We start from the raw sequence: 22,717 nt of genomic DNA on the forward strand, positions 1-22,717 counted from the left end.
TGAATCGAACCTGGGACACAAATCGCAACAAAAAACAGCGGACCCGTGCCGCCTCAACGCGGAACAGGCGACGCAGCGAACTTGCGACGGCTGCAGGCTCGGCCGTTCCGATCAGAACGCATATTCGTCGTAGGCCGGCTCGACCGAGCCGCCCCACGGGCCGTCGAACTTCTCCAGCATCTCCTCGGCCGGCGAGCGGCCGCAATCGATGATCTGATCGAGCGGCTCGAGAAAGCGGCTCTCGTCGCGGCCGAGATGGTCGATGCGACTGCGCCGGCGGAGACCGAGATGCGCCAGGGTCAGGCATTCCTTGGCGATCTCGAACACGTAGCGGTTGCGAACACGCGCCTTGAAGCCGAGGCGCGGCACGTCGTCGCGCAGGTTCTGGCGCTCGAACGCGGACCAGGTCTTGACCAGGTCCCACGCCGCGTCGAGGCTGACGTCGTCGTAGAGCAGGCCGACCCAGAACGCCGGCAGCGCCGGCAGCCGGCCCCATGGCACACCGTCGGCACCGCGCATTTCCAGGTAGCGCTTCAGGCGCACCTCCGGGAAGATCGTCGAGAGGTGATTGGCCCAGTCCGACAGCGTCGGACGCTCGCCCGGCATCGCCGGGTTCTTGCCTGCGAAGAAGTCGCGGAACGAAGTGCCGGAGACGTCGATATAGGTCTCCTCGCGTTTCACGAAATACATGGGAACATCGAGCGCGTAGTCCACCCAGCGCTCGAAACCCATGCCATCCTCGAACGCCCACGGGATCATGCCCGAGCGCTGATTGTCCGTGTCGCGCCAGATCTCGGAGCGGAACGACAGGAAGCCGTTCGGCTTGCCTTCGGTGAACGGCGAATTGGCGAACAGTGCGGTCGCGATCGGCTGCAGCGCCACCGAGACCCTGAGCTTCTTGACCATGTCGGCTTCGGAAGAGAAGTCGAGATTGGTCTGCACGGTGCAGGTCCGGTACATCATGTCGAGGCCATAGCGGCCGACCTTCGGCATGTAGCTGGTCATGATCTTGTAACGGCCCTTGGGCATTAGGGGTATTTCGGCGCGCGACCAGGACGGCGTCATGCCCAGGCCGAGAAAGCCGATGCCGAGCGGAGTCGCGATCTCGCGGACCTGCGCCAGATGCGCCATCAGTTCCGCATGCGTCTGGTGCACGGTCTCGACCGGCGCGCCGGACAGCTCGAACTGGCCGCCCGGCTCCAGCGAGATGGCGCCGCCGCCGGTCACGTCATAGAGCCCGATGATGTTGCCGCGCTCCATGATCGGCTCCCAGCCGAGCAGAAGCTTCATGCCTTCGAGCAGCGCGCCGATGCCGCGCGCGCCCTCGTAGGGAACGGGGCGATGACCGTCGAGCGTGAACGGCGTCTTCTCGTGCTCGGTCCCGATGCGGAAGGCGGACGGCGGCTTCACGCCGGCCGCGAGCCACGCCACCAGTTCGTCGCGCGACTGCAGCGGGGTCATATCGATCTGGTCACGCGCCATGGGAGTCTCGGTTCAGAAGCGCTTCGAGGGTCGCGCGTGGTGACAGGAAGGGCCGCGGACCCCAGGGGGCCGCGGATGTGAATGGGAACGGATGCTTCATCGGGTCGCCGCGCCCTCTCCGGCCGCCAACGGAGCGGCCTGACCACAGGAGCAGCCAAGGCGATCCAGCAGCATGCAAAGCTTGGCAGCGTCGGTATCCGACAGCTTGGAGCCGACATGCTTCTCGATCGCGGCCGAATAGGCCGACCACATCCGCTTCTGCAGCTCGCGTCCGGCCTCGGTGATCTCGACGAACTGGCCGCGCTTGTCCATCTTGCATTCGCGCCGGACGACCAGACCTTCGTCGACCAGCCGGTCGATCAGCCGGGAGGTGGAATATTGCGGGATCAGCATCTGCCGCTCCAGCTCGACCGGGCGCAGCTCGCCCGCGGGCGCCCGGGACAGCTCCAACAGCGCATCATACCAGGCGAGCGGCGGAAAACCGGCCTTCTTCAGCTCCTGCTCGACGCAGTCCAGCACCCGGCTCTGGACCCGCATCAGGCGGATCCAGGCGGCGGTCGCCTCGGTCGATGGTTTGCGTTTCATGGGCCGGCTCGTATCCTCGGATGCACAGTCTAGCGCATTCGATGCAGCTGCATCAATCTTGACTATTCCATGCATCTGCATGTAAGGGCGGGTGCGACCGCTCGATAGGTTCCAAGGACAAAACGGTCTCACGGAGGGAATACAAGATGAAGCTTTATTATTCACCCGGCGCCTGCTCGCTCTCGCCCCATATCGCCCTGCTCGAAGCCGGCCTGCCCTACGACCTGGTCAAGGTCGATCTGCGCGCCAAGACCCTGGAAAATGGTGACGATTACCTGAAGATCAATCCGAAGGGCCAGGTGCCGGCGCTGGGGTTGCCGAGCGGGGAGATCGTGACCGAAGGCCCGGTGATCGTCCAGATGATCGCCGACCAGGCGGCGACCAAGAACCTCGCCCCGGCGCGCGACAGCGGCGAGCGCTACAAGCTGCTGGAGTGGCTGAACTTCATCACCTCCGAGCTGCACAAGAATTTCGGCCCGATGTTCTCACCGGTGCTCGCCGACGACGCCAAGGCGTTCTTCAAGGACCGCGTGATGGGCAAGTTCAAATACATCGACAGCCAGCTCGCCGGCCGCGACTACCTGATGGGCCAGCAATTCACGGTGGCCGACGGCTATTTGTTCACCATCCTGACCTGGGCGGACCGGATGAAGTTCGACCTGTCGGCGATGCCGAATCTCGTGGCCTACAAGAACCGCGTCGCCGCACGGCCGAAAGTGCAGGAGGCGCTGACCAAGGAAGGGCTGATGAAGGCGGGGTGAGCGAGATCTTGAAAGAACTCGCTGTTGCTTCTCGGGCAGTGTGTTCTCTCCCCCCTTGTGGGGGAGAGATAGAGAGGGGGGTAGCCACAAGCGCTGGTGCCTGTGGCTACCCCCCTCCCTAACCCTCCCCCACAAGGGGGGAGGGAATGGACAGCAAGCGCGGCTCGCTTCCGCCTAGCATTCCGGTCTCAAGCCGCCGCCTTCTTCGGCGGGAAGCGGCCGTAGAAGGTTTCGCCCTTGGCGGCCATCTCCTCCAAGAGCTTCGGCGGGGCGAAGCGCGAGCCGTACTTCGCCGTGAACTTGTGGCACAGCTCGACGAACTTCTTCGTCCCCATGAAGTCGATGTAGGACAGCGTGCCGCCGGTGAACGGCGCGAAGCCGAACCCTAAGATCGAGCCGACATCGGCCTCGCGCACGTCGGTGATGACGTGGTCCTCGACGGTGCGCGCGGCTTCCACCGCCTGCACCACCAGGAAGCGCTGCTTCAGCTCCTCGACATCGAGCGTGTCGGGATCGAGATGCTTCGGCTGCAACGACGGCAGCTCCGGCCACAGGCTCTTCTGGCCCTTGCCCTTCTCGGGATAGTCGTAGAAGCCCTTGGCGTTCTTGCGGCCGAAGCGGCCCTGCTTCTCGACCAGCTCGACCATCAGCTTCTTGTGGTCCTGGTTGATCGCGTTGGGGCCGAGATCATGCTCGGTCGCCTTCATGATCTTGAGGCCGAGATCGAGCGCGACTTCGTCCGACAGCGACAGCGGGCCGACCGGCATGCCGGCCATCTTGGCGGCGTTCTCGATCATCGCCGGCGGCACGCCTTCGAGGAACATCTCGTTGCCTTCCGCGATGTAGCGCATCACACAGCGATTGGCGAAGAAGCCGCGGGAGTCGTTGACCACGATCGGCGTCTTGCCGATGGCGCGGACGTAGTCGAGCGCGGTCGCCAGCGCGACGTCGCCGGTGTTCTTGCCCATGATGATCTCGACCAGCATCATCTTCTCGACCGGCGAGAAGAAGTGGATGCCGATGAAGCGGCCCTGGTCCTTGAACTCTTCGGCCAGCGAGGTGATCGGCAGGGTCGAGGTGTTCGACGCGAAGATCGCGCCGTCCTTCAGATAGGCCTGCGCCTTGGCGTAGGTCTCGGCCTTGACCTTGCGGTCCTCGAACACGGCCTCGATGACGAGATCGCATTCCTTCAGCGCCGCGTAGTCCGCGGTCGCAGTGATGCGGCCCATGATCGCCTCGGCCTCGCCCGGCTTGGCGCGGCCCTTCTTGACCAGGCCGTCGATCACGCTCTGCGCATGCGCCTTGCCCTTGTCGGCGCTCTCCTGATCGCGGTCGATCAGCACGACCTCGAGGCCGCCGCGGGCCGAGACGTAGCCGACGCTGGCGCCCATGAAGCCGGCGCCGATCACGGCGATCTTCTTGATCTTGGTCGCCGGCACGTCCGCCGGGCGGCGCGCACCCTTGTTGAGCTCCTGCATCGACAGGAACAGGCTGCGGATCATCGCCGCCGCTTCCTTCGAGCGCAGGATCTTGGTGAAGTAGCGCGATTCGACGCGCAGCGCGGCATCGATCGGCAGCTGCAGGCCTTCATAGACGCAGCTCATGATCGCGCGCGCGGCCGGGTAGTTGTCGTAGGTCTCGCGGCGATAGATGGCGTTGCCGGCCGGGAACATCATCATGCCGTTCTTCGAGAACACCGGGCCGCCGGGCAGCTTGAAGCCCTTCTCGTCCCACGGTGCGACGGCCTTGCCACCGCCCTTGATCCAATCCTTCGCGGCCTTGATGAGGTCGGCCGCCGGCACGATCGCATCGACCAGCTTCATGGCCTTGGCCTTGTCGAGCGTCAGCGCCTCGCCCTTCAACAGCAGGTTCATCGCGTCCTGCGGCTGCACGATGCGCGGCACGCGCTGGGTGCCGCCGGCGCCCGGGAACAGGCCGACCTTGATCTCGGGCAGGCCGAGCCGGGTCTTCGGGTTCTCGGCCGCGACACGATGGTGGCAGGCCAGGGTCAGCTCGAAGCCGCCGCCGAGCGCGAGGCCATTGATCGCGGCGACCCACGGCTTGCCCGACGTTTCCATCGCCCGGTAGATCTGCGAGAAGCGCCGGCTGTTGTCGAACAGCATCTGGTTGGCGGCTTCCTCGCCCTTGCTCTTCAGCACGTCCAGATAGGTGCGGTTCATGCCTTCCAGCATGGACAGATCGGCGCCGGCGCAGAACGCCTCCTTGGCCGAGGTGATGACGACGCCCTTGATGGCAGCGTCGGCGGTCGTCTCCTTGACGATGGTCTCGAGCTCGATCGCCGAGGTCTCGTCGAGCACGTTCATCGAACGGCCCGGAATGTCCCAGGTGATCAGCGCAATGCCGTCGGCATCGGTTTCGAGTTTGAAGTTCTTGAAGGCCATGTGGTGCTCCCAGATTTGGCAGGGGCGCGTCTGTGCTGCGTCAGCCCCGATGTTTCGTCTCCCCTCCCCCTTGCGGGGAGGGGTCGGGGGTGGGGGTCCTCACGGGCAGTGGAGCGCGTGGCACCCCCCTCCCCGCCCCTCCCCCGCAAGGGGGGGAGGGAGCACACCGTCACACCCGCTCGATGATGGTCGCGGTGCCCATGCCGCCGCCGATACACAACGTCACCAGCGCGGTCGCCTTGCCGGTGCGCTCGAGCTCGTCGAGCACGGTGCCGAGGATCATCGCGCCGGTGGCGCCCAGCGGATGGCCGAGCGCGATCGCGCCGCCATTGACGTTGATCTTGTCCTTGTCGATCTCGAACGCCTGCATGTAGCGCAGCACGACCGAGGCGAACGCCTCGTTGAGCTCGAACAGATCGATGTCGGATTTCTTCATGCCCGAGCGCTCGAACAGCTTCTCGGTAACGTCAACCGGGCCCGTCAGCATCATCGCGGGCTCCGAGCCGATATTGGCGAAGGCGCGGATTTTCGCGCGCGGCTTCATGCCGTACTTCGCGCCTGCCTCCTTGCTGCCGAGCAGCACCGCACCGGCGCCGTCGACGATGCCCGAAGAGTTGCCGGCGTGGTGCACGTAATTGACGCGCTCGATCTCCGGATGCGACTGGATCGCCACCGCATCGAAGCCGCCCATCTGCGCCATCTGCACGAACGACGGCTGCAACTGCGCCAGCGACTGCATCGTCGTCGAGGGACGCATGTGCTCGTCCTTGGCGAGGATGGTCAGGCCATTGATGTCCTTGACCGGCACGACCGACTTGTCGAAGCGGCCTTCCTCCCAGGACTTCGCCGCGCGCTGCTGGCTCTGCACCGCATAGGCGTCGACGTCGTCGCGCGAGAAGCCGTATTTGGTCGCGATCAGGTCCGCCGAGACGCCCTGCGGCATGAAGTAGGACGGCACCGCCATCGACGGATCCATCGGCCAAGCGCCACCGGACGCACCGATGCCGACGCGGCTCATGGATTCCGCACCACCACCGATGACCAGCTCATGCTGGCCGCTCATGATCTGCGCCGCGGCGAAGTTCACGGCGTCGAGGCCGGAGGCGCAGAAGCGGCTGATCTGAATGCCCGGAACGGCATCGCCGAGACCCGCATTCAGCGCGGCGAAGCGCGCGATGTCGGAGCCGGCCTCGCCGACCGGATCGACCACGCCGAGCACGACGTCGTCAACCGCGTCCTCGGGGATGTTGTTGCGGTCCTTCAGCGCCTTCAAAGGCACGGTGGCAAGCGCGAGCGCGGTCACCTCATGCAGGCTGCCGTCGGCCTTGCCGCGGCCGCGGGGAGTCCGTACGTGGTCGTAGATAAAGGCCTCAGGCATCACGCCCTCCTCATCTGGTCAGATTTGTTGTTCGCATTGACGACGGAGCCGGCGCGCGGCGCGCACCGGCTCTCGTCTGATCCTCAGAAGGCTTCCGCCGGCAGTTCCATCACGGTCGCACAACCGGCCTGGAGGCGGGCGAGATGCGCCGCCGTTTCGGGCAGCACGCGCTCCATGAAGAAGCGACCCGTCACCAGCTTGGTGGTGAGATAGGTCGAGCCGTCGCCGGCCGCAATCTTGTCCTGCGCCACCTTCGCCATCTTCGCCCACATGTAGCCGAAGGTGACCAGCGCAAAGAGATGCATGTAGTCGGTCGCGGCGGCGCCGGCATTGTCCGGCTTGGTCATCGCGTTCTGCATCAGCCACGTGGTGGCCTGCTGCAGATGGCCGAGCGCGGTCGACAACGGGGCTACGAACGGCTTCATCGCATCGTTGCCGCCCTGCTCCTTGGCGAACGAGCCGACCTCGTTGAAGAAGGCCATCACGGCGCGGCCGCCGTCGCGCGGCAGCTTGCGGCCGACGAGGTCCAGCGCCTGGATGCCGTTGGCGCCTTCGTAGATCATGGCGATGCGCGCATCGCGCACGAACTGCTCCATGCCCCACTCGGCGATGTAGCCGTGGCCGCCATACATCTGCTGCGCCTGGACCGCGTTGGCGAAGCCCATGTCGGTCATGTAGCCCTTCATGACCGGGGTCATCAGGCCCATGTGGTCGTCGGCGGCCTGGCGGTCCTTCGGGTCCTGCGAGCGGTGCGCGACGTCGCTCTTCAGCGAGGTCCACACCACCATGGCGCGCGCGGCCTCGTTGAAGGCGCGGATCGACAGCAGGGTCCGGCGCACGTCGGGATGCACGATGATCGGATCGGCGGCCTTGTCGGGCGCCTTGGGCCCAGTCAGCGAGCGGCCCTGGATGCGCTCGCGCGCATAGGCGACCGCGTTCTGATAGGCCACCTCGGACTGCGCGAGCCCCTGCACGGCGACGCCGAGCCGGGCCTCGTTCATCATCACGAACATGCCCTGCATGCCCTTGTTCTCTTCGCCGATCAGCCAGCCGGTGGCGTTGTCGTAGTTCATCACACAGGTCGAATTGCCGTGGATGCCCATCTTGTGCTCGATCGAGCCACAGGTGACGCCGTTGCGCGCACCCACCGTGCCGTCGGGATTGACCATGAACTTGGGCACCACGAACAGCGACACGCCCTTGATGCCGGCCGGCGCGCCCTCGATGCGGGCGAGCACGAGGTGGATGATGTTGGGAGCCAAGTCGTGCTCGCCGGCCGAGATGAAGATCTTGGTGCCGGAAATCCTGAAGCTGCCGTCGGCCTGGCGCACCGCCTTGGTGCGGAGCAGGCCGAGGTCGGTGCCGCAATGCGGCTCGGTGAGGTTCATGGTGCCGGTCCACTCGCCGGCGACCATCTTCGGCACGTAGGTCTTCTTCTGCTCCTCGCTGCCATGCACGATGAGTGCGGCGGTGGCGCCCATGGTGAGGCCGCCATACATCGAGAACGCCATGTTGGCGGAGCACTGGAATTCGTTGACGGTCTGGCTGAGCGTCACCGGCAGGCCCTGCCCGCCATATTCGGTTGGCGCCGACAGGCCGAGCCAGCCGCCCTCGACGATCTGCTTGTAGGCGTCCTTGAAGCCTTTCGGCGTGGTCACGCTGCCGTCGTCATGGCGCTTGCAGCCTTCGAGATCACCCACGCGATTCAGCGGATGCAGCACCTCTTCGGCGAGCTTGGCGGCTTCGCCGAGGATCGCCTCGCGGACATCCGCCGAAGCATCGGAGAATCCCGGCAGATTGTCGTAGCGGTCGATCTGGAACACGTCATTGAGCAGGAAGGTGACATCTTCCACGGGGGCTTTGTAGATCGGCATTGGCGTCTCCGGCAGGAAGGCTGAAGTTTCAGACGGGGAATTCCACGGACGCGGCAGGCAATGCAGGCCGCGGACTGTAGCGATTTCTCAAGGCTTGCGGCAGCCGTTAGTTTGCGACTGTCGGTCGCGTCACGACGGCTTGCTCATGGCGGCGAGCTGTTCGCCCATCAGGCGGTGCAGCAAATTGATCGCCTTGAGCGGGCGCACCATGACCTTGAAATGTGTGATCAGACCGGCGTCGTCGAAGCTGATGATATCGACGCCGTTGAGCTTGATCCCTTCGATCTCGTTCTCGAATTCGAGCACGGCGCCTGTGGCGTTACGCCACTCCCCGACATACTTGAATCCGGGACCGCCTAAGACTTTCTCAGCACTCGCGAGATATTTGAAGGTAATGTCGCGGCCGCGTTGCGGCGTGTGCACGACGGGACTTTCGAACACGGCGTCGGGATGCAGCAGCTCCCGCAAAGCGCCGAGATCGTGAGACCTCATGTAGCCGTACCATCCATCGAGGCCGGTCATTGTCATTGGGCGTCTCCTCGGGGCGGAACAGGCCAGCACCACAACCACCCCATATGCACATTGACGCATATGCGCTAGTGTGCATAATGTCAAGCGTGGAGCGGGGCAGAACACGATCAGAAAAACGGGAGCAGTTTCCGGCCATGGCCCTCGGCGACGCCATCCTCGCCTGCCTCACCGAACATCCGATGACGGGCTACGAGCTCGCCAAGACGTTCGACTCCTCGATCGGCTTCTTCTGGAAGACGGACCACCAGCAGATCTACCGCGAGCTGTCGCGGCTGCGCGACCGCGGCTACATCCAGGGGCGCGAGGTGGTGCAGACCGGCAAGCCCAACAAGCTGGTCTACACATTGACCGCGGAGGGCCGCGCGGCGTTTCGCAGCTGGGCGGCGCGGCCGAGCACGCCGGCCTCGACGAAGGACGATCTTCTCGTCCGGCTCTATGCACTGGGCGCCGCCGACATCGGGCCGATCCGGGCCGACCTGATGGCGCGGCTCGAGCATCATCGCGACCGCGCCGAGCGCTACGATCGCATCCTCAAGAAGCATTATGCGGACGGCAACGTGGCCCCGGCCGATATGGGCAAGCTCCTCAACCTGCGTCTCGGCCTGCGCCACGAACGCATGGTGGCGGAATGGTGCGAGGAAGCGATCACCGCGCTGTCGACGATATCCGGCGCGAGCAGCGTGCGGCCGCTCGATCCATCATCGCGTGAAAATGCCGGCTGATACCCGCCGTTTGATAGGGCAAAACTTCTGGCCGCGCCGGCGGTAAACTTAACGCGTTATTTACCGTAAAAGTCAAAAGTCGGGACCTGGAGCAGACGATCTGCGCGGACCCGTTCATGTTCATGTCCGGGACGCGTGGGGAGGCTGGAGGCGCTTGGTGGAGCGCTGGAAGCGGAACCGGACGAGACATGAATTCGCGCGTACCGTGGAGTAATGAAGGCATCGACCCGTCCGTCCGCGAGAGGGCCGAGGCCGCGGCGCAACGCGCCGGAATGACGCTGAACGACTGGATCAACTCCACGCTCGGCGCATCGACCCCGCCCGATTTCCGCGGCAGCCCCGCGCCACGCAGCACGCCGACCGTCAGCCGCGATGCCCGCGAGGTGACCGACATCCATCAGCGGCTCGACTCCATCGCACGGCAGATCGAGCAAATGTCGCGCCCCGTCGCGCGCAAGGATGGGCCACGCGACGAGCAGGGCGTCGCGCGTCAGCTGAACGACGCGATCTCGCGGCTCGACGCCCGCCTGTCGCAGATCTCGACGCCGCTGCGCAAGCCGGACACCGAGGACCGCTATCGTGGTCCTGACGGCGTCGAGCGCGCCGCTGCGCAGCTCTACCGGCCCGCCCAGCCGCTCAGCGCGGGTTCGTTCGACGTGGCCGTGGCCGAGATCAGCGCCCGCCAGAGCGAGCTCGACAATGCGCGCCCGCTGCCGCCGCACCAGGCACCGCCGACCGCGCCTGCCATGGCATCCGCAGCAGCGCCGCTGATGACACCGATCAGCGCGCCGCTGACGCCGCCGCAACCGGCAGCCCCCACTCCCGATTTCTCGCTGCTCGAACGCCATCTGCTGAAGATCACGAGCCAGATCGAGGCGCTGCATCGCCCCGACGACGGCATCGAGCAGTCGATCGCCGGCTTCCGCAACGAGCTCTCCGAAATTCGTCACGCCATCACCGAGGCGATGCCGCGCCGGGCGATCGAGTCGATCGAGAACGAGATTCGCTCGCTGTCGCGCCGTATCGACGAGAACCGCAACACCGGCGTCGACGGCCACGCACTGGCCGGGATCGAGCGCGCGCTGACCGACATCCGCGAGGTCGTCGGCTCGCTGAAGCCTGCCGAGCAGCTCGCCGTCTATGACGAGGCGATCCGCAATCTCGGCGCCAAGCTCGACCTGATCCTACGCGCCAATGACGACCCTGGCACCGTGCAGCAGCTCGAAAGCGCCATCGCGGCGCTGCGTGCGATCGTCGCCAATGTCGCCTCCAACGACGCGCTGGAACGACTGTCGGACGATCTCCGCCAGCTGTCGTCGAAGGTCGACCAGGTCACACAGGCGCGCGACAATCACGACTCGTTCCACGAGTCGTTTGCGGCGCTCGAACAGCGCATTGCCGCGCTGACCTCGACCCTGGAAAGCCGCGAGCCGCCGGCGGCCGCGCCCGACCACACTGCCCAGATCGAGGACGCGCTGCGCGGCCTGTCCGACCGCATCGACCGCCTGCAGGTCGGCAACGACGGCTCATCGGCGATCACCCATCTCGAACAGCGGATCAGCTATCTGCTGGAGCGGCTCGAGGCCGCCAACGACCCGCGCGGCGGCAACATGACCCGCGTCGAGGACGGCCTGCAGGACATCCTGCGCTATCTCGAACGGCAGCAGGCGACCTTCGCAGCGCTGGCGGAGAGCCGGTCGCAGCGCGAAACGTCGCAGGACGGCGGCCTGATCGACATGGTCAAGCGCGAGCTGTCCGACATCCGCTTCAGCCAGACCGAGACCGACCGCAACACCCAGGACTCGCTCGAGGCCGTCCACAACACGCTGGGGCACGTCGTCGACCGCCTCGCCATGATCGAAGGCGACCTGCGCAATGTGCGCGCCACCGCGAGCCCGCCGGCCGCGCTGCCGCCGCTGGCACCGCCAATCGAGTCGCCGATGCCGGCCGCACGCGCGCCGGCGCCCCAGGCCTTTGCCGAGCCGGCCAGGCCAGAGCCCGCCTACCGGCCTGAGCTGCCCAATCCGGCGGCCGAGCAGCCAGCGGGACAGATTGTCGCTCCGGCCGCGGGTCAACAGGCGTTCGCGGCCGCCTCGCGCGACTTCCACGCCGCGCAGGCGACGGCGGCCACCATGCCGCCGCCGATTCCGCCGAAGGCGATCGCCGACATCCTCGAGCCGCACACAGCACAGGCGCCCCGCCCGACCGTCATCGTCCCCGAGCTGCCGCCGGATCATCCGCTCGAACCCGGCACCCGTCCGCCTGGCCGGACCGCATCGCCCGCCGAGCGGATCGCCGCGTCCGAGGATGCGCTGAGCGAGCTTCCCGCCGGCAAGCGGGAGCCGGTGTCGACGTCGAGCTTCATCGCGGCTGCGCGCCGCGCGGCGCAGGCCGCGGCGGCTGCACAGCCCGTGGACGCCAAGAAGGCGAAGAAGGACAAGCCGAAGGAGAAGGCCAAGGAACCGCCGAAAGACCTCCCCAAGGACGTCGCCAGCGACGCTGTCAAGCCCAAGACCAAACCCAAGGACAAGCCGACGTTCGCTCTCACCGCCGAGGGTGACGAGGAAGTCTCGACCATCGGGTCGAAGATCCGCTCGCTCCTGGTCGGGGCCAGCGTCGTCGTGATCGTGCTCGGCACTTTCAAATTCGCGATGTCGCTGCTCGACAGCGGCAGCACGCCGCCACCGATCTCGCCGATGGAAACCCAGGGCGAGGCGCCGCGCGCGCAGATGCCGTCGGCCTCGCCGAACCTGTCGCCGCGGCCGACGACGCCCGACCAGAGCGTGCCGTCGTTGACGTCGCCGACGCCGATCGACCGTCAGTCCTACAATCGGGCCATGCCGAGCGAAGCGGAGACGATCGCAATGCTCGCGATCCCGCAGGACGTCGAAAAGCCAGCCACATTACCTGCTGCCGTCCCCACTGATGTCACCGGCACGATCCCAACCGCTGCCAACGGCCAGAAGCTCGGTTTGGTGCAGGTGCCCGCCTCCGAGAAGCTGCCCGATGCCATCGGCGGACTGGCGCTGCGCAACGCCGCCCTGAAGGGTGATCCGACCGCCGCCTACGAAGTCGGCGTGCGCTTTGCCGAGGGCAAGGGCGTCGCGGCGAACTATGAGGAAGCCGCGAAGTGGTATGACCGCGCCGCGCAGGCGGGGCTGATCCCGGCGGTCTTCCGTCTCGGCACCTTCTACGAGAAGGGTCTCGGCGTGAAGAAGGACGCCGACATCGCCCGCCGCTACTACGTGGTCGCCGCCGAGCGCGGCAACGCCAAGGCAATGCACAATCTCGCCGTGCTGGACGCCGACGGCGGCGGCAAGGGCGCGAACTACAAGAGCGCCTCGCAATGGTTCCGCAAGGCCGCCGAGCGCGGCGTCGCCGATAGCCAGTTCAACCTCGGCATCCTCTATGCCCGTGGCATCGGCGTCGAACAGAACCTCGCCGAATCCTACAAATGGTTCACCCTGGCCGCAGCGCAGGGTGACGTCGACGCAGGGCGCAAGCGCGACGATGTCGCCAAGCGGCTCGATGTCCAGTCGCTCGCCGCGGCCAAGCTCGCGATCCAGACCTTCACGGTCGAACCGCAGCCCGACGACGCCGTGAACGTGCCGGCTCCCGTCGGCGGCTGGGATGGCACGCAGGCGATCGCCAAGGCAGCCGCGGCCAAGGCGGCGCTGGCGAAGCGCGCGGCTGCGACGGCGCCGCGCTGACACGGGCATAGCGTCCCTCTTTCGACATGGACGCGCGTCCGCGCGCAGCCTGAAAAATCCTCCCGGCTTGCGATCGCGCCGCCATAGTGTCGCGCGGTCAATCGATATAGGTTGTCGCGGCGGATCATCACGAGCGCCGCGAGGGAGCATCGACGGGTGTCGGCGGGGAACGACCAACAGGACGGCGGGCGCTTCCTGCAGTCGCCGACGGGCCCCCGCGTGCCGCCGCGGACCACGGCGAACGTCGCCGCTGCTCCGCCTCCTCGCCAACGAATGCAGCAAGTGACCGACGGCTATCCTGCGGCGTTCCGATGGCGCCGGCTGGCTTCCGTCATCTTCTTCGTTGCAATCGTGCTCGGCGGAGGCATTCGCGCCTACCGCGACCTGTCGCGACCCGACGCCTGGGCGTTCTGGAAGGATCAGTACATCTCGCCGAGTCTGTCGGCGGCGCTGGTCGCCGACCCCGCGCTTGCCGGGCTGGGCGACAGGCGCACCGTGCTCGCCGTCAGCGGCCCCATCGGACCAGCGGCGGCCGGCTGGCTGCGCGAGCGGATCAGCGAGGCCCGTCTCAAGCCCGGCGACGTGATCCTGCTGTCCTCGCCCGGCGGCAACCTCGACCAGGGGGTGCTGATGGGCGAGGTCATCCGCGCCCACGGACTCGCTACCGCCGTCGGCGTGGCCGACAATGCCGGCCGCATCCGTCCGGGCTTCTGCGCCAGCGCCTGCGTGTTCGCCTTTGCCGGCGGGCACACCCGCTACGGCCTCGATGGTTCGGCGCTCGGCGTGCACCGCTTCACGTCGGAGGCCCGTGGCGCCGACGCGGTCGCCGACACCCAGCGCGTCACCGGCGCCATCCTCGGCTACATGACGCGCATGGGCGTATCGTCGCAGGTCATCGAGGCGATGTCGCAGACCCGCGACATCCGCTGGCTCGATCCGGGCGATGCCGAGGCCATGAGGCTGGTGACCGCGCCGCTCAAGGCCCTTTGACGGAGCGGCCAGACCCCCACGCTCGGCGCCGGTGGATGTCACTTTGGGCGGGAATGACTGATCCCTTCGCTGCCATTTTCGGTTATGCAGGAGTTCGGCATCCTGCGTCGCATGCGCGGGATGCTCGCTCGAAGGATCGCAGAGGCCGCGCGGATGCAGATTTATCTTCCGATCGCCGACATCCCGGTCAACATCTTCCTGTTGCTGGCGATGGGCGCGGCCGTCGGCTTCGTCTCCGGCATGTTCGGCATCGGCGGCGGGTTCCTGATGACGCCGCTCCTGATCTTCGTCGGCATCACCCCCGCGGTCGCGGTCGCCTCGGTCTCCAGCCACATCGCCGCCTCCTCGTTCTCCGGGGCGCTGTCCTATTGGCGACGGCGCGCCATCGATCCCTCGCTGGCCGCGGTGTTGATGATCGGCGGCTCGCTCGGCACCGGACTCGGCGTCGCCACCTTCACCCTGTTGCGGTCGCTCGGCCAGCTCGATCTGATGATCGCGTTGTCCTATGTCGTCCTGCTGACGAGCGTCGGCGGCACGATGTTCTGGGAGGGTCTGCGGGCGATGATGCGCGCGCGCCAGGGCGCGGTCGCGACCGTGCGGCGTCCGGGCAGCCATGTCTGGATCCACGGCCTGCCGCTGAAGATGCGCTTCAAGCGCTCGAAGATCTATGTCTCCGTCATTCCGGTGATCGCCATCGGCCTCATCATCGGCTTCCTCGGCGCCGTGATGGGCATCGGCGGCGGCTTCATTCTGGTGCCCCTGCTGATCTACCTGCTGCGCGTGCCGACCTCGACCGTCATCGGCACCTCGATGGTCCTGACGCTCGCGACCATGATGATCGCGACCATGCTGCACGCGATGAGCAATCATCTGGTCGACGCCGTGCTGGCGCTGATCCTGATGGTCGGCGGCGTCACCGGCGCGCAGTTCGGGGCCCGCGCCGGCCAGATGATCCGCGGCGAGCAGCTGCGGCTGCTGCTCGGCCTGCTGATCCTCGCCGTCGGCATCCGGTTCGCGATCGAGCTCGTGATCAAGCCCGACGACCCGTTCACGATCCGCGAGACCGAGATCAGCAGATGACGCCGCTCCGCCTCGCCAGCCTCACCTTCATGCTGCTGCTTGCCGGCGCCGCATCGGCGCGCGCCGAGCGGCTGATCGTCTCGGTCTCCAACCATCGCGTGACGGTGACGCCGAACTATTCCGGGGAGGAGCTGGTGCTGTTCGGCTCGGTCGAGAAGGACACCCAGACCCCGCCGGGTCGCACCGCCTATGACCTCGTCGTCACCGTCCGGGGCCCGCGGGCCGACATGGTGACGCGGCGCAAGGAGCGCAAGTTCGGCATCTGGATCAACACCGACTCGCGCCAGTTCCTCAAGGTGCCCGGCTATCTGGCGCTGTTCGCCAACCGCCAGTTCGATGCGATGGCCGCGCCCGAGGTGCTGCGCCGGCAGCAGCTCGGACTCAACAACGTGCTGCTGACCCAGCGCGTCGGTCCCGACTATGCCGACGTGGTCCCGAACGACGCGTTCCGCAGCGCCTTCGTGCGGCTGCAATCGCAGCACGGCCTGTACCGCGAGGATACGTCCGCGGTGACCTTCCTCACGCCGACGCTGTTCCGCACCGGCATTCCGCTCCCCGCTGCGGTGCCGATCGGCACCTACGAGGTCGAGATCAAGCTGCTCGCCGACGGCGCGCTGGTCACCAAGACGGAGACCGCGTTCGAGATCGTCAAGGTCGGCTTCGAGCAGTTCGTCGCGAACTCGGCGCGGCAGAGCGGCTTCGTCTACGGCCTCGTCACCGCCGCGATGGCGCTGATGACGGGATGGATGGCGTCGATCGTGTTCCGTCGGGATTGATCTTTTTCTCGTCAGTGGGAGGAGCTGGGTGACGAGGCGATCACCGTCCGAACACCGGGCTCCAGAAGCTTCAGCCGCGCACCGAACCCGAGCGCATCGAAGGTCTTGCGCAGGTCCTGCGCGCTCTGGCGGAAATGCGCCCAGCCATCCGTGTGAACCGGAACGATGGCGGCCTCGGCAAACACGCGCGCGGTCTCGATCGTGTCGTTGGTGTCCATGGTGAGGTGGAACGGCCCGCGTGTCTGCGCCGCTCCGGCAAAAGGCATCACGACACCAGGCTTGAAACGCCGCGCCACCTCCGCCACGCCGTCATAGAACACCGTGTCGCCACTGACATAGACGGGCGCGCCGTGCTGCGGGATCAGGACGAAGCCGATCACATCGCCCGCGAGCGGCTCGATGCCGGCGGGACCATGGCGCGCCGGCGTCGCCGCGACCGTCAATGTCCTGCCGCCTTTGCTGAGCTGCGTCGTCTGCCACGGCGCCAATCCTTCCGCCAGCGCACCGAGCCTGCTTGCGCCGACTTCCGTCGTGAGCACGCGCGGTGCGCGTCTCAAGAAGGCGCGGCCGCCATGGTCGAGATTGTCGGAGTGCTGATCATGGCTCAGCAGCACCGCATCGACCTCCCCGATCGCCTCAGCGGTCATCGCTGGTCCAGTGAGCTTCTCCAGTACGACATGCGGCAATTCATAGCGGCCGGGAGCATCGAATGTGGGATCGGTCAGCAGGCGGAAGCCATCGATTTCGATAAGGGCGGTCGGGCCGCCGATCAGGGTGATCGCAACACTCATGACGATGCTCCAATGGTACGGGCCGGCGCCCGCGTGACCAGATAGATCCCGAGCGCGACGGGAACGACGCCGAGCAGGTCCTGCAGCGCCACGTGCTCGCCGAGCACCAGGAAGGCGAAGATCATCGCGAGCGGCGGCATCACGAAATGATAGGCGCTGGCCGCGGTCGCGCCGCATACTTTCAAGAGATGGAACCAGAGCACATAGGCCAGGATCGAGCCACCGAGCACGAGGAAGGCGAACGCGCCGATCAGTTGCGCATTCGGCACGATCTCGCCCACGTGCGACACGCCGAGCGCGACCGGCCATAACACCAGCCCGGCTGAGAGGTTCTGGATGCCGTTGCCGACCCACAGGCTGCCCTGCGGGGCGAGCTGCTTGAACAGAATGGTGCCGGTCACGATCGAGGCCAGCGCCGCCAGCGTATAGAGAATGCCTTCGAGCTGGTCGGTGCCGACGGACATACGGTGCCAGACGATCATGGCGACGCCGATGGTGCCAAGCGCGAGGCCTGAGATTTTGCGCAGGGTCAGCGGCTCGCCCAGCAGCAGCGCCGCGAACACCGCGGTGAACACCGGATTGGCCGAGACGATCAGGCCGCCGAGCCCCGCCGACACGGTCTGCAGCCCGGTGTAGCCGAGACCGAGATACAGCGCGTTGTTGGCGATGCCGATGATCGCGAACACGGCCGCATCGCGCCAGCTCATGCGCAGCTCGCCCCGGACCGCCGGCACCACAAGAATGAGGACACCAGCGAGCGAGAACCGCGCCGCGAGCAGCAGCAGCGGCGGACAATAAGTCACCCCGATCTTGCCGGCAACGAAGGCAAAGCTCCACAACAGGCAGAACAGGCCGATTTGGAGCGGCAGCAGGTTGGACTTCTCGGGGCTCACGGCAACGGAGGATACGGACGACATCGGAGGTCTCCTTCGCCGCCGGTGTAGGGCTGTTCTTTCCCATTTGGAAATTAAATGATAGACTGACACTCAGTGGTTTTCCGAATGGAGGTCCCGAGTGCTCGATCTGGACCTGTTGCGCAGCTTCGTCTCGGTGGTCGAGGCCGGCGGCTTCACCCGCGCGGGCGAGCGCGTCCACCGCACGCAGTCGACGATCAGCCAGCAGATTCGCCGGCTGGAGGACGACCTCGGCCAGACGCTGCTCAACCGCGACGGCCGCGAGGTCACGCCGACCGAGGCCGGCGAACGGCTGTTGTCCTATGCCCGCCGCCTGCTCGCGCTCGCCGAGGAGGCCCGCGACGTCGTGGCGCGGCCCGGACCCGACGGCGCGGTGAAGCTCGGCATCCCCGAGGATTTCGCGGCCTACCGGCTCGCCAAGCTGCTCGCCGCGTTCTCGCGCGCCCACCCCGATCTGCGGCTCGACGTGCGCGCCGACCAGAGCCTCAACCTCAAGCGCGACATCGAGCGCGGCGATCTCGATCTGGCGCTGCTCAAGCGCGGTGCCGACGACGCACACGCAGCGATCGCGGCATGGCCGGAGCAGGTCTATTGGGTGACCAGCAAGAGCCATCCGGTCAACCTCGAGGCCCGCTCGCTGCCGCTGATCGGCTTCCCGCTCGGCTGCATCTATCGCACCCGCGCGATCCATGCGCTGGAGAGCGAGGGACGCGCCTGGCACATGGCCTACACCTCGTCGAGCCTCGCCGGCATCCAGGCCGCGGTCGCCGCCGGCATGGGGCTGAGCATTCTGTCCGAGATGTCGGTGCAGTCGGAGCACCGCGTGCTGACCGCCCGCGAGGGCTTTGCGCCGATCGAGCGCACCGAGGTCGCGCTGGTCGCCTCGCCCGACGCCAGCCCGGCGACGCTGCGCCTGGCCGACCGGCTGGCCGAGTTCTGCGAGAAGGTGCAGGCGAAGGCGGCCTGACGGGCATTCGTCCGCGGCTCCGGCGACCATGACGCCACGAGGACGCTGCGTTCCCTCTCCCGCTTGCGGGGGAGGGCTAGGGAGGGGCCGTTCCGACGGCGCTGCGCTTGGCGCCCCCTCTCCAACTCTCCCCCGCAAGCGAGGGAGAGAGCACAGCGATGCGCGCGGCGGGCATGATCAGTCCAACTTCGAATGATCCGTTCGACCTCTGATCACTCATCCAACTAATGAATTTCCATCATCCAACTAATAGCACCGCGCCGCGGCGATGCTGTGCAGGCGTCTATCTCCCAGCACATGCGCGATGAAGGCGCGCTTCGGAAACAGCTTGGCGAAGGCCGCGTCGCGCACGCTCAGGCCCCCGGCATAGGCGCCGAACGCCGGCATCACGGCGCGCTCGCCATCGCAGACGAAGCAGCGCCGCTCCAGCGTGCGCGCTCGTGTCGCGACGCGCGCCTTCGGATGCAGATGGCCGGCGATCTCGCCGCGCGCGCCGGAGGGCTCGTGACGGAACGTCACCGCGCCGAGCGTGACCGCGTCGGCCAGCTCGCCGCCGATGCCGCGCGGGGCCGGATCGTGGTTGCCCGTGATCCAGACCCAGTCGCGGCCGACCTGCAGGTTGGCGATGCAGGCGCGGTCGTCGCCGGTGAGACGCGTATGCGCATCGCGATCGTGAAAGCTGTCGCCAAGCGCGATCACGATGCGCGGATTGTAGTGGGCGATCACGGCTGTGAGGCGATTGAGAGTCGCCACGGTATCGAACGGCGGCAGCAGGGTGCCGCGCGACGCGTAGCTCGAGCCCTTTTCCAGATGCAGATCGGAGACGACGAGCAGACGCTGCTCGTCCCACACCAGCGCGCCGGAGAGATCGACGCGCAGCGCGGTGCCGGCGACGTCCATCATGCCCGATGCGCAGAAAGTCCCCCGCAAGTCCGCCTCGCTTGTCGATCTACCCCATCGCTTCCTTCACGAGTTCCTCGGCAGCCTCGGCCAGGAGCTCGTCGGCGGCCTCGCCATAGACGGATTCGCGGCCGATTTCCAGCATCACCGGCACCGCCAGCGGCGAGACGCGATCGAGTTCCCGATGGGTGATTCGTCCCTCGATGCGCTGGAGCATATCACCGAGCCGCTTCAGATCGAGCAGGCCGGTGGCGGCATCGGCGCGCGCCGCGCGCAACAGCATGTGATCGGGCTGATGCCGGCGCAGGACGTCATAGACCAGATCGGTCGAGAACAGCACCTGGCGGCGCGTCTTCTCCTCGGTCGTCGACCGCCGCGCGATCAGGCCGGAGATGATGGCGCACGAGCGGAACGTGCGCTTCATCAGCGCGGATTCGGCGAGCCACGCCTCGAGATCGTCGCCAAGCATATCCGGGTCGAACAACGCGGCGAGATCGAGCCGCCCCTGTTTGACCATGAGCGAGATGTCGCCGAGCCCCCACACCGCAAGCGCATATTCGTTGGCGACGAAGCCGAGCGGCCGGGCGCGCGCCCGCTCGAGCCGGCGCGTCAGCAGCATGCCGAGCGTCTGATGCGCGAGCCGGCCCTCGAACGGATAGCAGACGATGTAGTGCTTGTTGGAGCGCGGGAAGGTCTCGACCAAAAGCTCGCGCCGGGCCGGGATGCGCGACACGTCCTTCTGCAAGGACAGCCAGTCGCGCACCTGCTCCGGCAACGCGCTCCAGGCGGTGCGGTCGTCGAGCAGGCCGCGCACGCGCTCGGCGAGATAGGTCGACAGCGGAAACTTGCCGCCCATGTAGGACGGCACCTTCGGATCGGAATCATTGGCGCGCGACACATAGACCTGGTCCTCGGCCAGCGCCTCATAGCGCACGATCTCGCCGCTGAACACGAACGTATCGCCGAGGGTGAGGCCTTCGATGAACGCCTCCTCGATCTCGCCGAGCAGCCGTCCGCCGCGCGCGATCGCGCCGGTCGTGCCCTTGGCCCCGCCGCGCGAGCGCACCAGCCGCACCTTCAGCATCGCCTCCTCGACGATGGTGCCGACGTTCAGGCGATAGCTCTGCCGCACCTTGGGATTGGCGACGCGCCAGCGTCCCCTCGCATCCTGCTTGATGCGGGCAAACCGCTCATAAGTCTTCAGCGCATAGCCGCCGGTGGCGACGAAGTCGACGACATCGTCGAAATCAGCGCGCGACAGCGACGCATAGGGGGCCGCCGTGATGACCTCCACATAGAGCTCGTCGCTGAGAAACGGCTCGGCGCAAGCGCAGCCGAGCACGTGCTGCGCCAGCACGTCGAGCGCGCCAGTACGCAAAGGCGGCGTGTCCTGCGCATTGTCGGCGATGGCATCGATCGCGACCGAGCATTCCAGCACCTCGAAGCGGTTGGCCGGCACCAGCACCGCCCGCGAAGCCTCGTCGAGCCGGTGATTGGCACGGCCGATGCGCTGCATCAGCCGCGAGCAGCCCTTGGGCGCGCCGACATTGATCACGAGATCGACGTCGCCCCAATCGACGCCGAGATCGAGCGAGGAGGTGCAGACGACGCCGCGCAGCCTGCCGGCCGACATCGCATCCTCGACCTTGCGGCGCTGCGCGACGTCGAGCGAGCCGTGATGCAGGGCGATGGCGAGATTGTCGTCGTTGATGCGCCAGAACTCCTGGAACAGCATCTCGGCCTGGCTGCGGGTGTTGACGAACACGAGCGTGGTCTTGTTTCGCTTGATCAGCTCGTACATCTCGGCCAGCGCATGGCGCGCGCTGTGGCCGGCCCACGGCAGCCGCTCCTGCGTATCGAGCATCTCGACCACCGGCGGCGCGGCGCCGCCGGCGACCACGACGTCGGCCGCGGCTATGCCGTCGCACGGCTGCGGCACCAGGAAGCGCGCGAGTTGCTCCGGCTCGGCGACGGTCGCCGACAGGCCGATCATGCGCATGTCCGGCGCAAGCCGCCACAGCCGCGCCAGCGCGAGCGACAAGAGATCGCCGCGCTTGGAGGTGACCAGCGCATGCAGCTCGTCGAGCACGACGCGCTTCAGCGAGGAAAACAGGAACGGCGCATCGTCGGACGACAGCAGCAGCGCCATCTGCTCCGGCGTGGTCAGCAGGATATCCGGCGGATAGCGGCGCTGCCGCTGCCGGCGGGACACCGGCGTGTCGCCGGTGCGGGTCTCGACCTTGATCGGCAGGCCCATCTCGGAGATCGGCGCCTCGAGATTGCGCGCGATGTCGACCGCGAGCGCCTTGAGCGGGGAGATGTAGAGCGTGTGCAGGCCGGCGGGTCGCGGGATGCGGTTCGCCGTCTGCTTGCTCTTTTCCGTGTTCGCGAGCTCGGCCAGTGCATTCGGCTTGGTGCCGGGTGTCACCATCGACACCGCCGCCGGAGGCCCCCCTCCCCGCCGCTCCCCCACAAGGGGGGAGGGAGCGGAGAGAGCGGATGGCTTGGCAAGAACAGAACGATGCTTCGGCGCGACGGCGGAGCCGAGCTCCACCAGGGTCGGCAGGAACCCGGCGAGCGTCTTGCCGGCGCCGGTCGGGGCGATCAGCAGCGCCGAGCGTTGCGCGCGAGCCTTCTCCAGCAGCGCCAGCTGATGCGCGCGCGGCGCCCAGCCGCGCGCCGCGAACCATTCGGTGAAATGGTCGGGCAGCGCGGCGCTGTCGTCGGGTGGGACTGGTGAGACGCGGGGCGGCACCGGGGGAAGGTAGGCAGTCACGCGCGGTTCGTCGAGGGTCGGGCGATAACACTCGACTGCCTCGACCACCTCCGCCGTCGGCCCAGCCCATGTTGGAGC

Annotated in this window: 17 protein-coding genes; 7 read left to right on the forward strand and 10 right to left on the reverse strand. The window is 67.0% G+C overall.

Features of this window, described 5'->3' with window-relative positions:
• Positions 1-111: 111 nt before the first annotated feature.
• The gene (locus QX041_RS13170) at positions 112-1,482 is read right to left on the reverse strand and encodes a glutamate--cysteine ligase (protein ID WP_316165580.1); all 1,371 of its coding nucleotides are present in this window, start codon (positions 1,480-1,482) and stop codon (positions 112-114) included.
• A gap of 96 nt (positions 1,483-1,578) precedes the next feature.
• Positions 1,579-2,067 carry a helix-turn-helix domain-containing protein gene (locus QX041_RS13175; protein WP_315717931.1) on the reverse strand — a complete coding sequence of 163 codons (489 nt, stop codon included), beginning with the start codon at positions 2,065-2,067 and terminating at the stop codon, positions 1,579-1,581.
• Between the two features lie 146 nt (positions 2,068-2,213).
• On the opposite strand from QX041_RS13175, the gene gstA reads away from it, so the two are divergent.
• Positions 2,214-2,828, forward strand: a complete 615-nt coding sequence (gene gstA, locus QX041_RS13180) for a glutathione transferase GstA (RefSeq protein WP_315717932.1) — start codon at positions 2,214-2,216, stop codon at positions 2,826-2,828.
• A 188-nt stretch (positions 2,829-3,016) separates the two neighbouring features.
• Here gstA and QX041_RS13185 read toward each other — a convergent pair whose 3' ends face one another.
• The 4 genes from QX041_RS13185 to QX041_RS13200 all read right to left on the reverse strand — a co-directional run bounded on the left by QX041_RS13185 (position 3,017) and on the right by QX041_RS13200 (position 9,010).
• A complete protein-coding gene (locus QX041_RS13185) occupies positions 3,017-5,230 on the reverse strand; it encodes a 3-hydroxyacyl-CoA dehydrogenase NAD-binding domain-containing protein (protein ID WP_316165581.1) in 2,214 nt (737 codons plus the stop codon).
• 169 nt (positions 5,231-5,399) lie between these two features.
• Positions 5,400-6,608, reverse strand: a complete 1,209-nt coding sequence (locus tag QX041_RS13190; protein WP_315717934.1) for an acetyl-CoA C-acetyltransferase — start codon at positions 6,606-6,608, stop codon at positions 5,400-5,402.
• An 83-nt stretch (positions 6,609-6,691) separates the two neighbouring features.
• Positions 6,692-8,482: an acyl-CoA dehydrogenase C-terminal domain-containing protein gene (locus tag QX041_RS13195; RefSeq protein WP_315717935.1), complete on the reverse strand. Its 1,791-nt coding sequence runs from the start codon at positions 8,480-8,482 to the stop codon at positions 6,692-6,694.
• A gap of 129 nt (positions 8,483-8,611) precedes the next feature.
• A complete protein-coding gene (locus QX041_RS13200; RefSeq protein ID WP_315717936.1) occupies positions 8,612-9,010 on the reverse strand; it encodes a nuclear transport factor 2 family protein in 399 nt (132 codons plus the stop codon).
• Between the two features lie 137 nt (positions 9,011-9,147).
• On the opposite strand from QX041_RS13200, the gene QX041_RS13205 reads away from it, so the two are divergent.
• The 5 genes from QX041_RS13205 (at position 9,148) to QX041_RS13225 (ending at position 16,291) form a co-directional block, all read left to right on the forward strand.
• A complete protein-coding gene (locus tag QX041_RS13205) occupies positions 9,148-9,735 on the forward strand; it encodes a PadR family transcriptional regulator (RefSeq protein ID WP_315717938.1) in 588 nt (195 codons plus the stop codon).
• Between the two features lie 188 nt (positions 9,736-9,923).
• Complete coding sequence (locus tag QX041_RS13210) at positions 9,924-13,445, forward strand: hypothetical protein (protein WP_316165582.1); 3,522 nt, start codon at positions 9,924-9,926, stop codon at positions 13,443-13,445.
• A 156-nt stretch (positions 13,446-13,601) separates the two neighbouring features.
• A complete protein-coding gene (locus QX041_RS13215; protein WP_316165583.1) occupies positions 13,602-14,435 on the forward strand; it encodes a hypothetical protein in 834 nt (277 codons plus the stop codon).
• 153 nt (positions 14,436-14,588) lie between these two features.
• Positions 14,589-15,515: a sulfite exporter TauE/SafE family protein gene (locus QX041_RS13220; RefSeq protein ID WP_316165584.1), complete on the forward strand. Its 927-nt coding sequence runs from the start codon at positions 14,589-14,591 to the stop codon at positions 15,513-15,515.
• Positions 15,512-16,291, forward strand: a complete 780-nt coding sequence (locus QX041_RS13225) for a TIGR02186 family protein (protein WP_315717942.1) — start codon at positions 15,512-15,514, stop codon at positions 16,289-16,291. The genes QX041_RS13220 and QX041_RS13225 overlap by 4 nt, the downstream gene beginning before the upstream one ends.
• Positions 16,292-16,302: 11 nt before the next feature.
• Here the strand turns inward: QX041_RS13225 and QX041_RS13230 are convergent, their stop codons facing one another.
• A complete protein-coding gene (locus tag QX041_RS13230; RefSeq protein WP_316165585.1) occupies positions 16,303-17,082 on the reverse strand; it encodes an MBL fold metallo-hydrolase in 780 nt (259 codons plus the stop codon).
• Positions 17,079-17,999 carry a DMT family transporter gene (locus QX041_RS13235; RefSeq protein ID WP_316165586.1) on the reverse strand — a complete coding sequence of 307 codons (921 nt, stop codon included), beginning with the start codon at positions 17,997-17,999 and terminating at the stop codon, positions 17,079-17,081. The genes QX041_RS13230 and QX041_RS13235 overlap by 4 nt, the downstream gene beginning before the upstream one ends.
• A 97-nt stretch (positions 18,000-18,096) precedes the next feature.
• On the opposite strand from QX041_RS13235, the gene QX041_RS13240 reads away from it, so the two are divergent.
• The gene (locus tag QX041_RS13240) at positions 18,097-18,963 is read left to right on the forward strand and encodes a LysR family transcriptional regulator (protein WP_315717945.1); all 867 of its coding nucleotides are present in this window, start codon (positions 18,097-18,099) and stop codon (positions 18,961-18,963) included.
• 246 nt (positions 18,964-19,209) lie between these two features.
• Here the strand turns inward: QX041_RS13240 and pdeM are convergent, their stop codons facing one another.
• Positions 19,210-19,863 carry a ligase-associated DNA damage response endonuclease PdeM gene (pdeM, locus tag QX041_RS13245; RefSeq protein WP_315751515.1) on the reverse strand — a complete coding sequence of 218 codons (654 nt, stop codon included), beginning with the start codon at positions 19,861-19,863 and terminating at the stop codon, positions 19,210-19,212.
• Between the two features lie 49 nt (positions 19,864-19,912).
• On the reverse strand, positions 19,913-22,618 hold the full coding sequence (locus QX041_RS13250) for a ligase-associated DNA damage response DEXH box helicase (protein ID WP_316165811.1): 2,706 nt from the start codon (positions 22,616-22,618) through the stop codon (positions 19,913-19,915).
• Between the last annotated feature and the right edge of the window lie 99 nt (positions 22,619-22,717).

Origin of the sequence: Bradyrhizobium sp. SZCCHNRI2009 (genome assembly GCF_032485115.1) — a bacterium.
GTDB lineage: Bacteria > Pseudomonadota > Alphaproteobacteria > Rhizobiales > Xanthobacteraceae > Bradyrhizobium.

Coding starts and splice junctions, on each gene's coding strand:
- QX041_RS13170 (WP_316165580.1), bottom strand. CDS start 1,482: ATGGCGCGTGACCAGATCGATATGACCCCGCTGCAGTCGCGCGACGAA.
- QX041_RS13175 (WP_315717931.1), bottom strand. CDS start 2,067: ATGAAACGCAAACCATCGACCGAGGCGACCGCCGCCTGGATCCGCCTG.
- gstA (WP_315717932.1), top strand. CDS start 2,214: ATGAAGCTTTATTATTCACCCGGCGCCTGCTCGCTCTCGCCCCATATC.
- QX041_RS13185 (WP_316165581.1), bottom strand. CDS start 5,230: ATGGCCTTCAAGAACTTCAAACTCGAAACCGATGCCGACGGCATTGCG.
- QX041_RS13190 (WP_315717934.1), bottom strand. CDS start 6,608: ATGCCTGAGGCCTTTATCTACGACCACGTACGGACTCCCCGCGGCCGC.
- QX041_RS13195 (WP_315717935.1), bottom strand. CDS start 8,482: ATGCCGATCTACAAAGCCCCCGTGGAAGATGTCACCTTCCTGCTCAAT.
- QX041_RS13200 (WP_315717936.1), bottom strand. CDS start 9,010: ATGACAATGACCGGCCTCGATGGATGGTACGGCTACATGAGGTCTCAC.
- QX041_RS13205 (WP_315717938.1), top strand. CDS start 9,148: ATGGCCCTCGGCGACGCCATCCTCGCCTGCCTCACCGAACATCCGATG.
- QX041_RS13210 (WP_316165582.1), top strand. CDS start 9,924: ATGAATTCGCGCGTACCGTGGAGTAATGAAGGCATCGACCCGTCCGTC.
- QX041_RS13220 (WP_316165584.1), top strand. CDS start 14,589: ATGCAGATTTATCTTCCGATCGCCGACATCCCGGTCAACATCTTCCTG.
- QX041_RS13225 (WP_315717942.1), top strand. CDS start 15,512: ATGACGCCGCTCCGCCTCGCCAGCCTCACCTTCATGCTGCTGCTTGCC.
- QX041_RS13230 (WP_316165585.1), bottom strand. CDS start 17,082: ATGAGTGTTGCGATCACCCTGATCGGCGGCCCGACCGCCCTTATCGAA.
- QX041_RS13235 (WP_316165586.1), bottom strand. CDS start 17,999: ATGTCGTCCGTATCCTCCGTTGCCGTGAGCCCCGAGAAGTCCAACCTG.
- pdeM (WP_315751515.1), bottom strand. CDS start 19,863: ATGGACGTCGCCGGCACCGCGCTGCGCGTCGATCTCTCCGGCGCGCTG.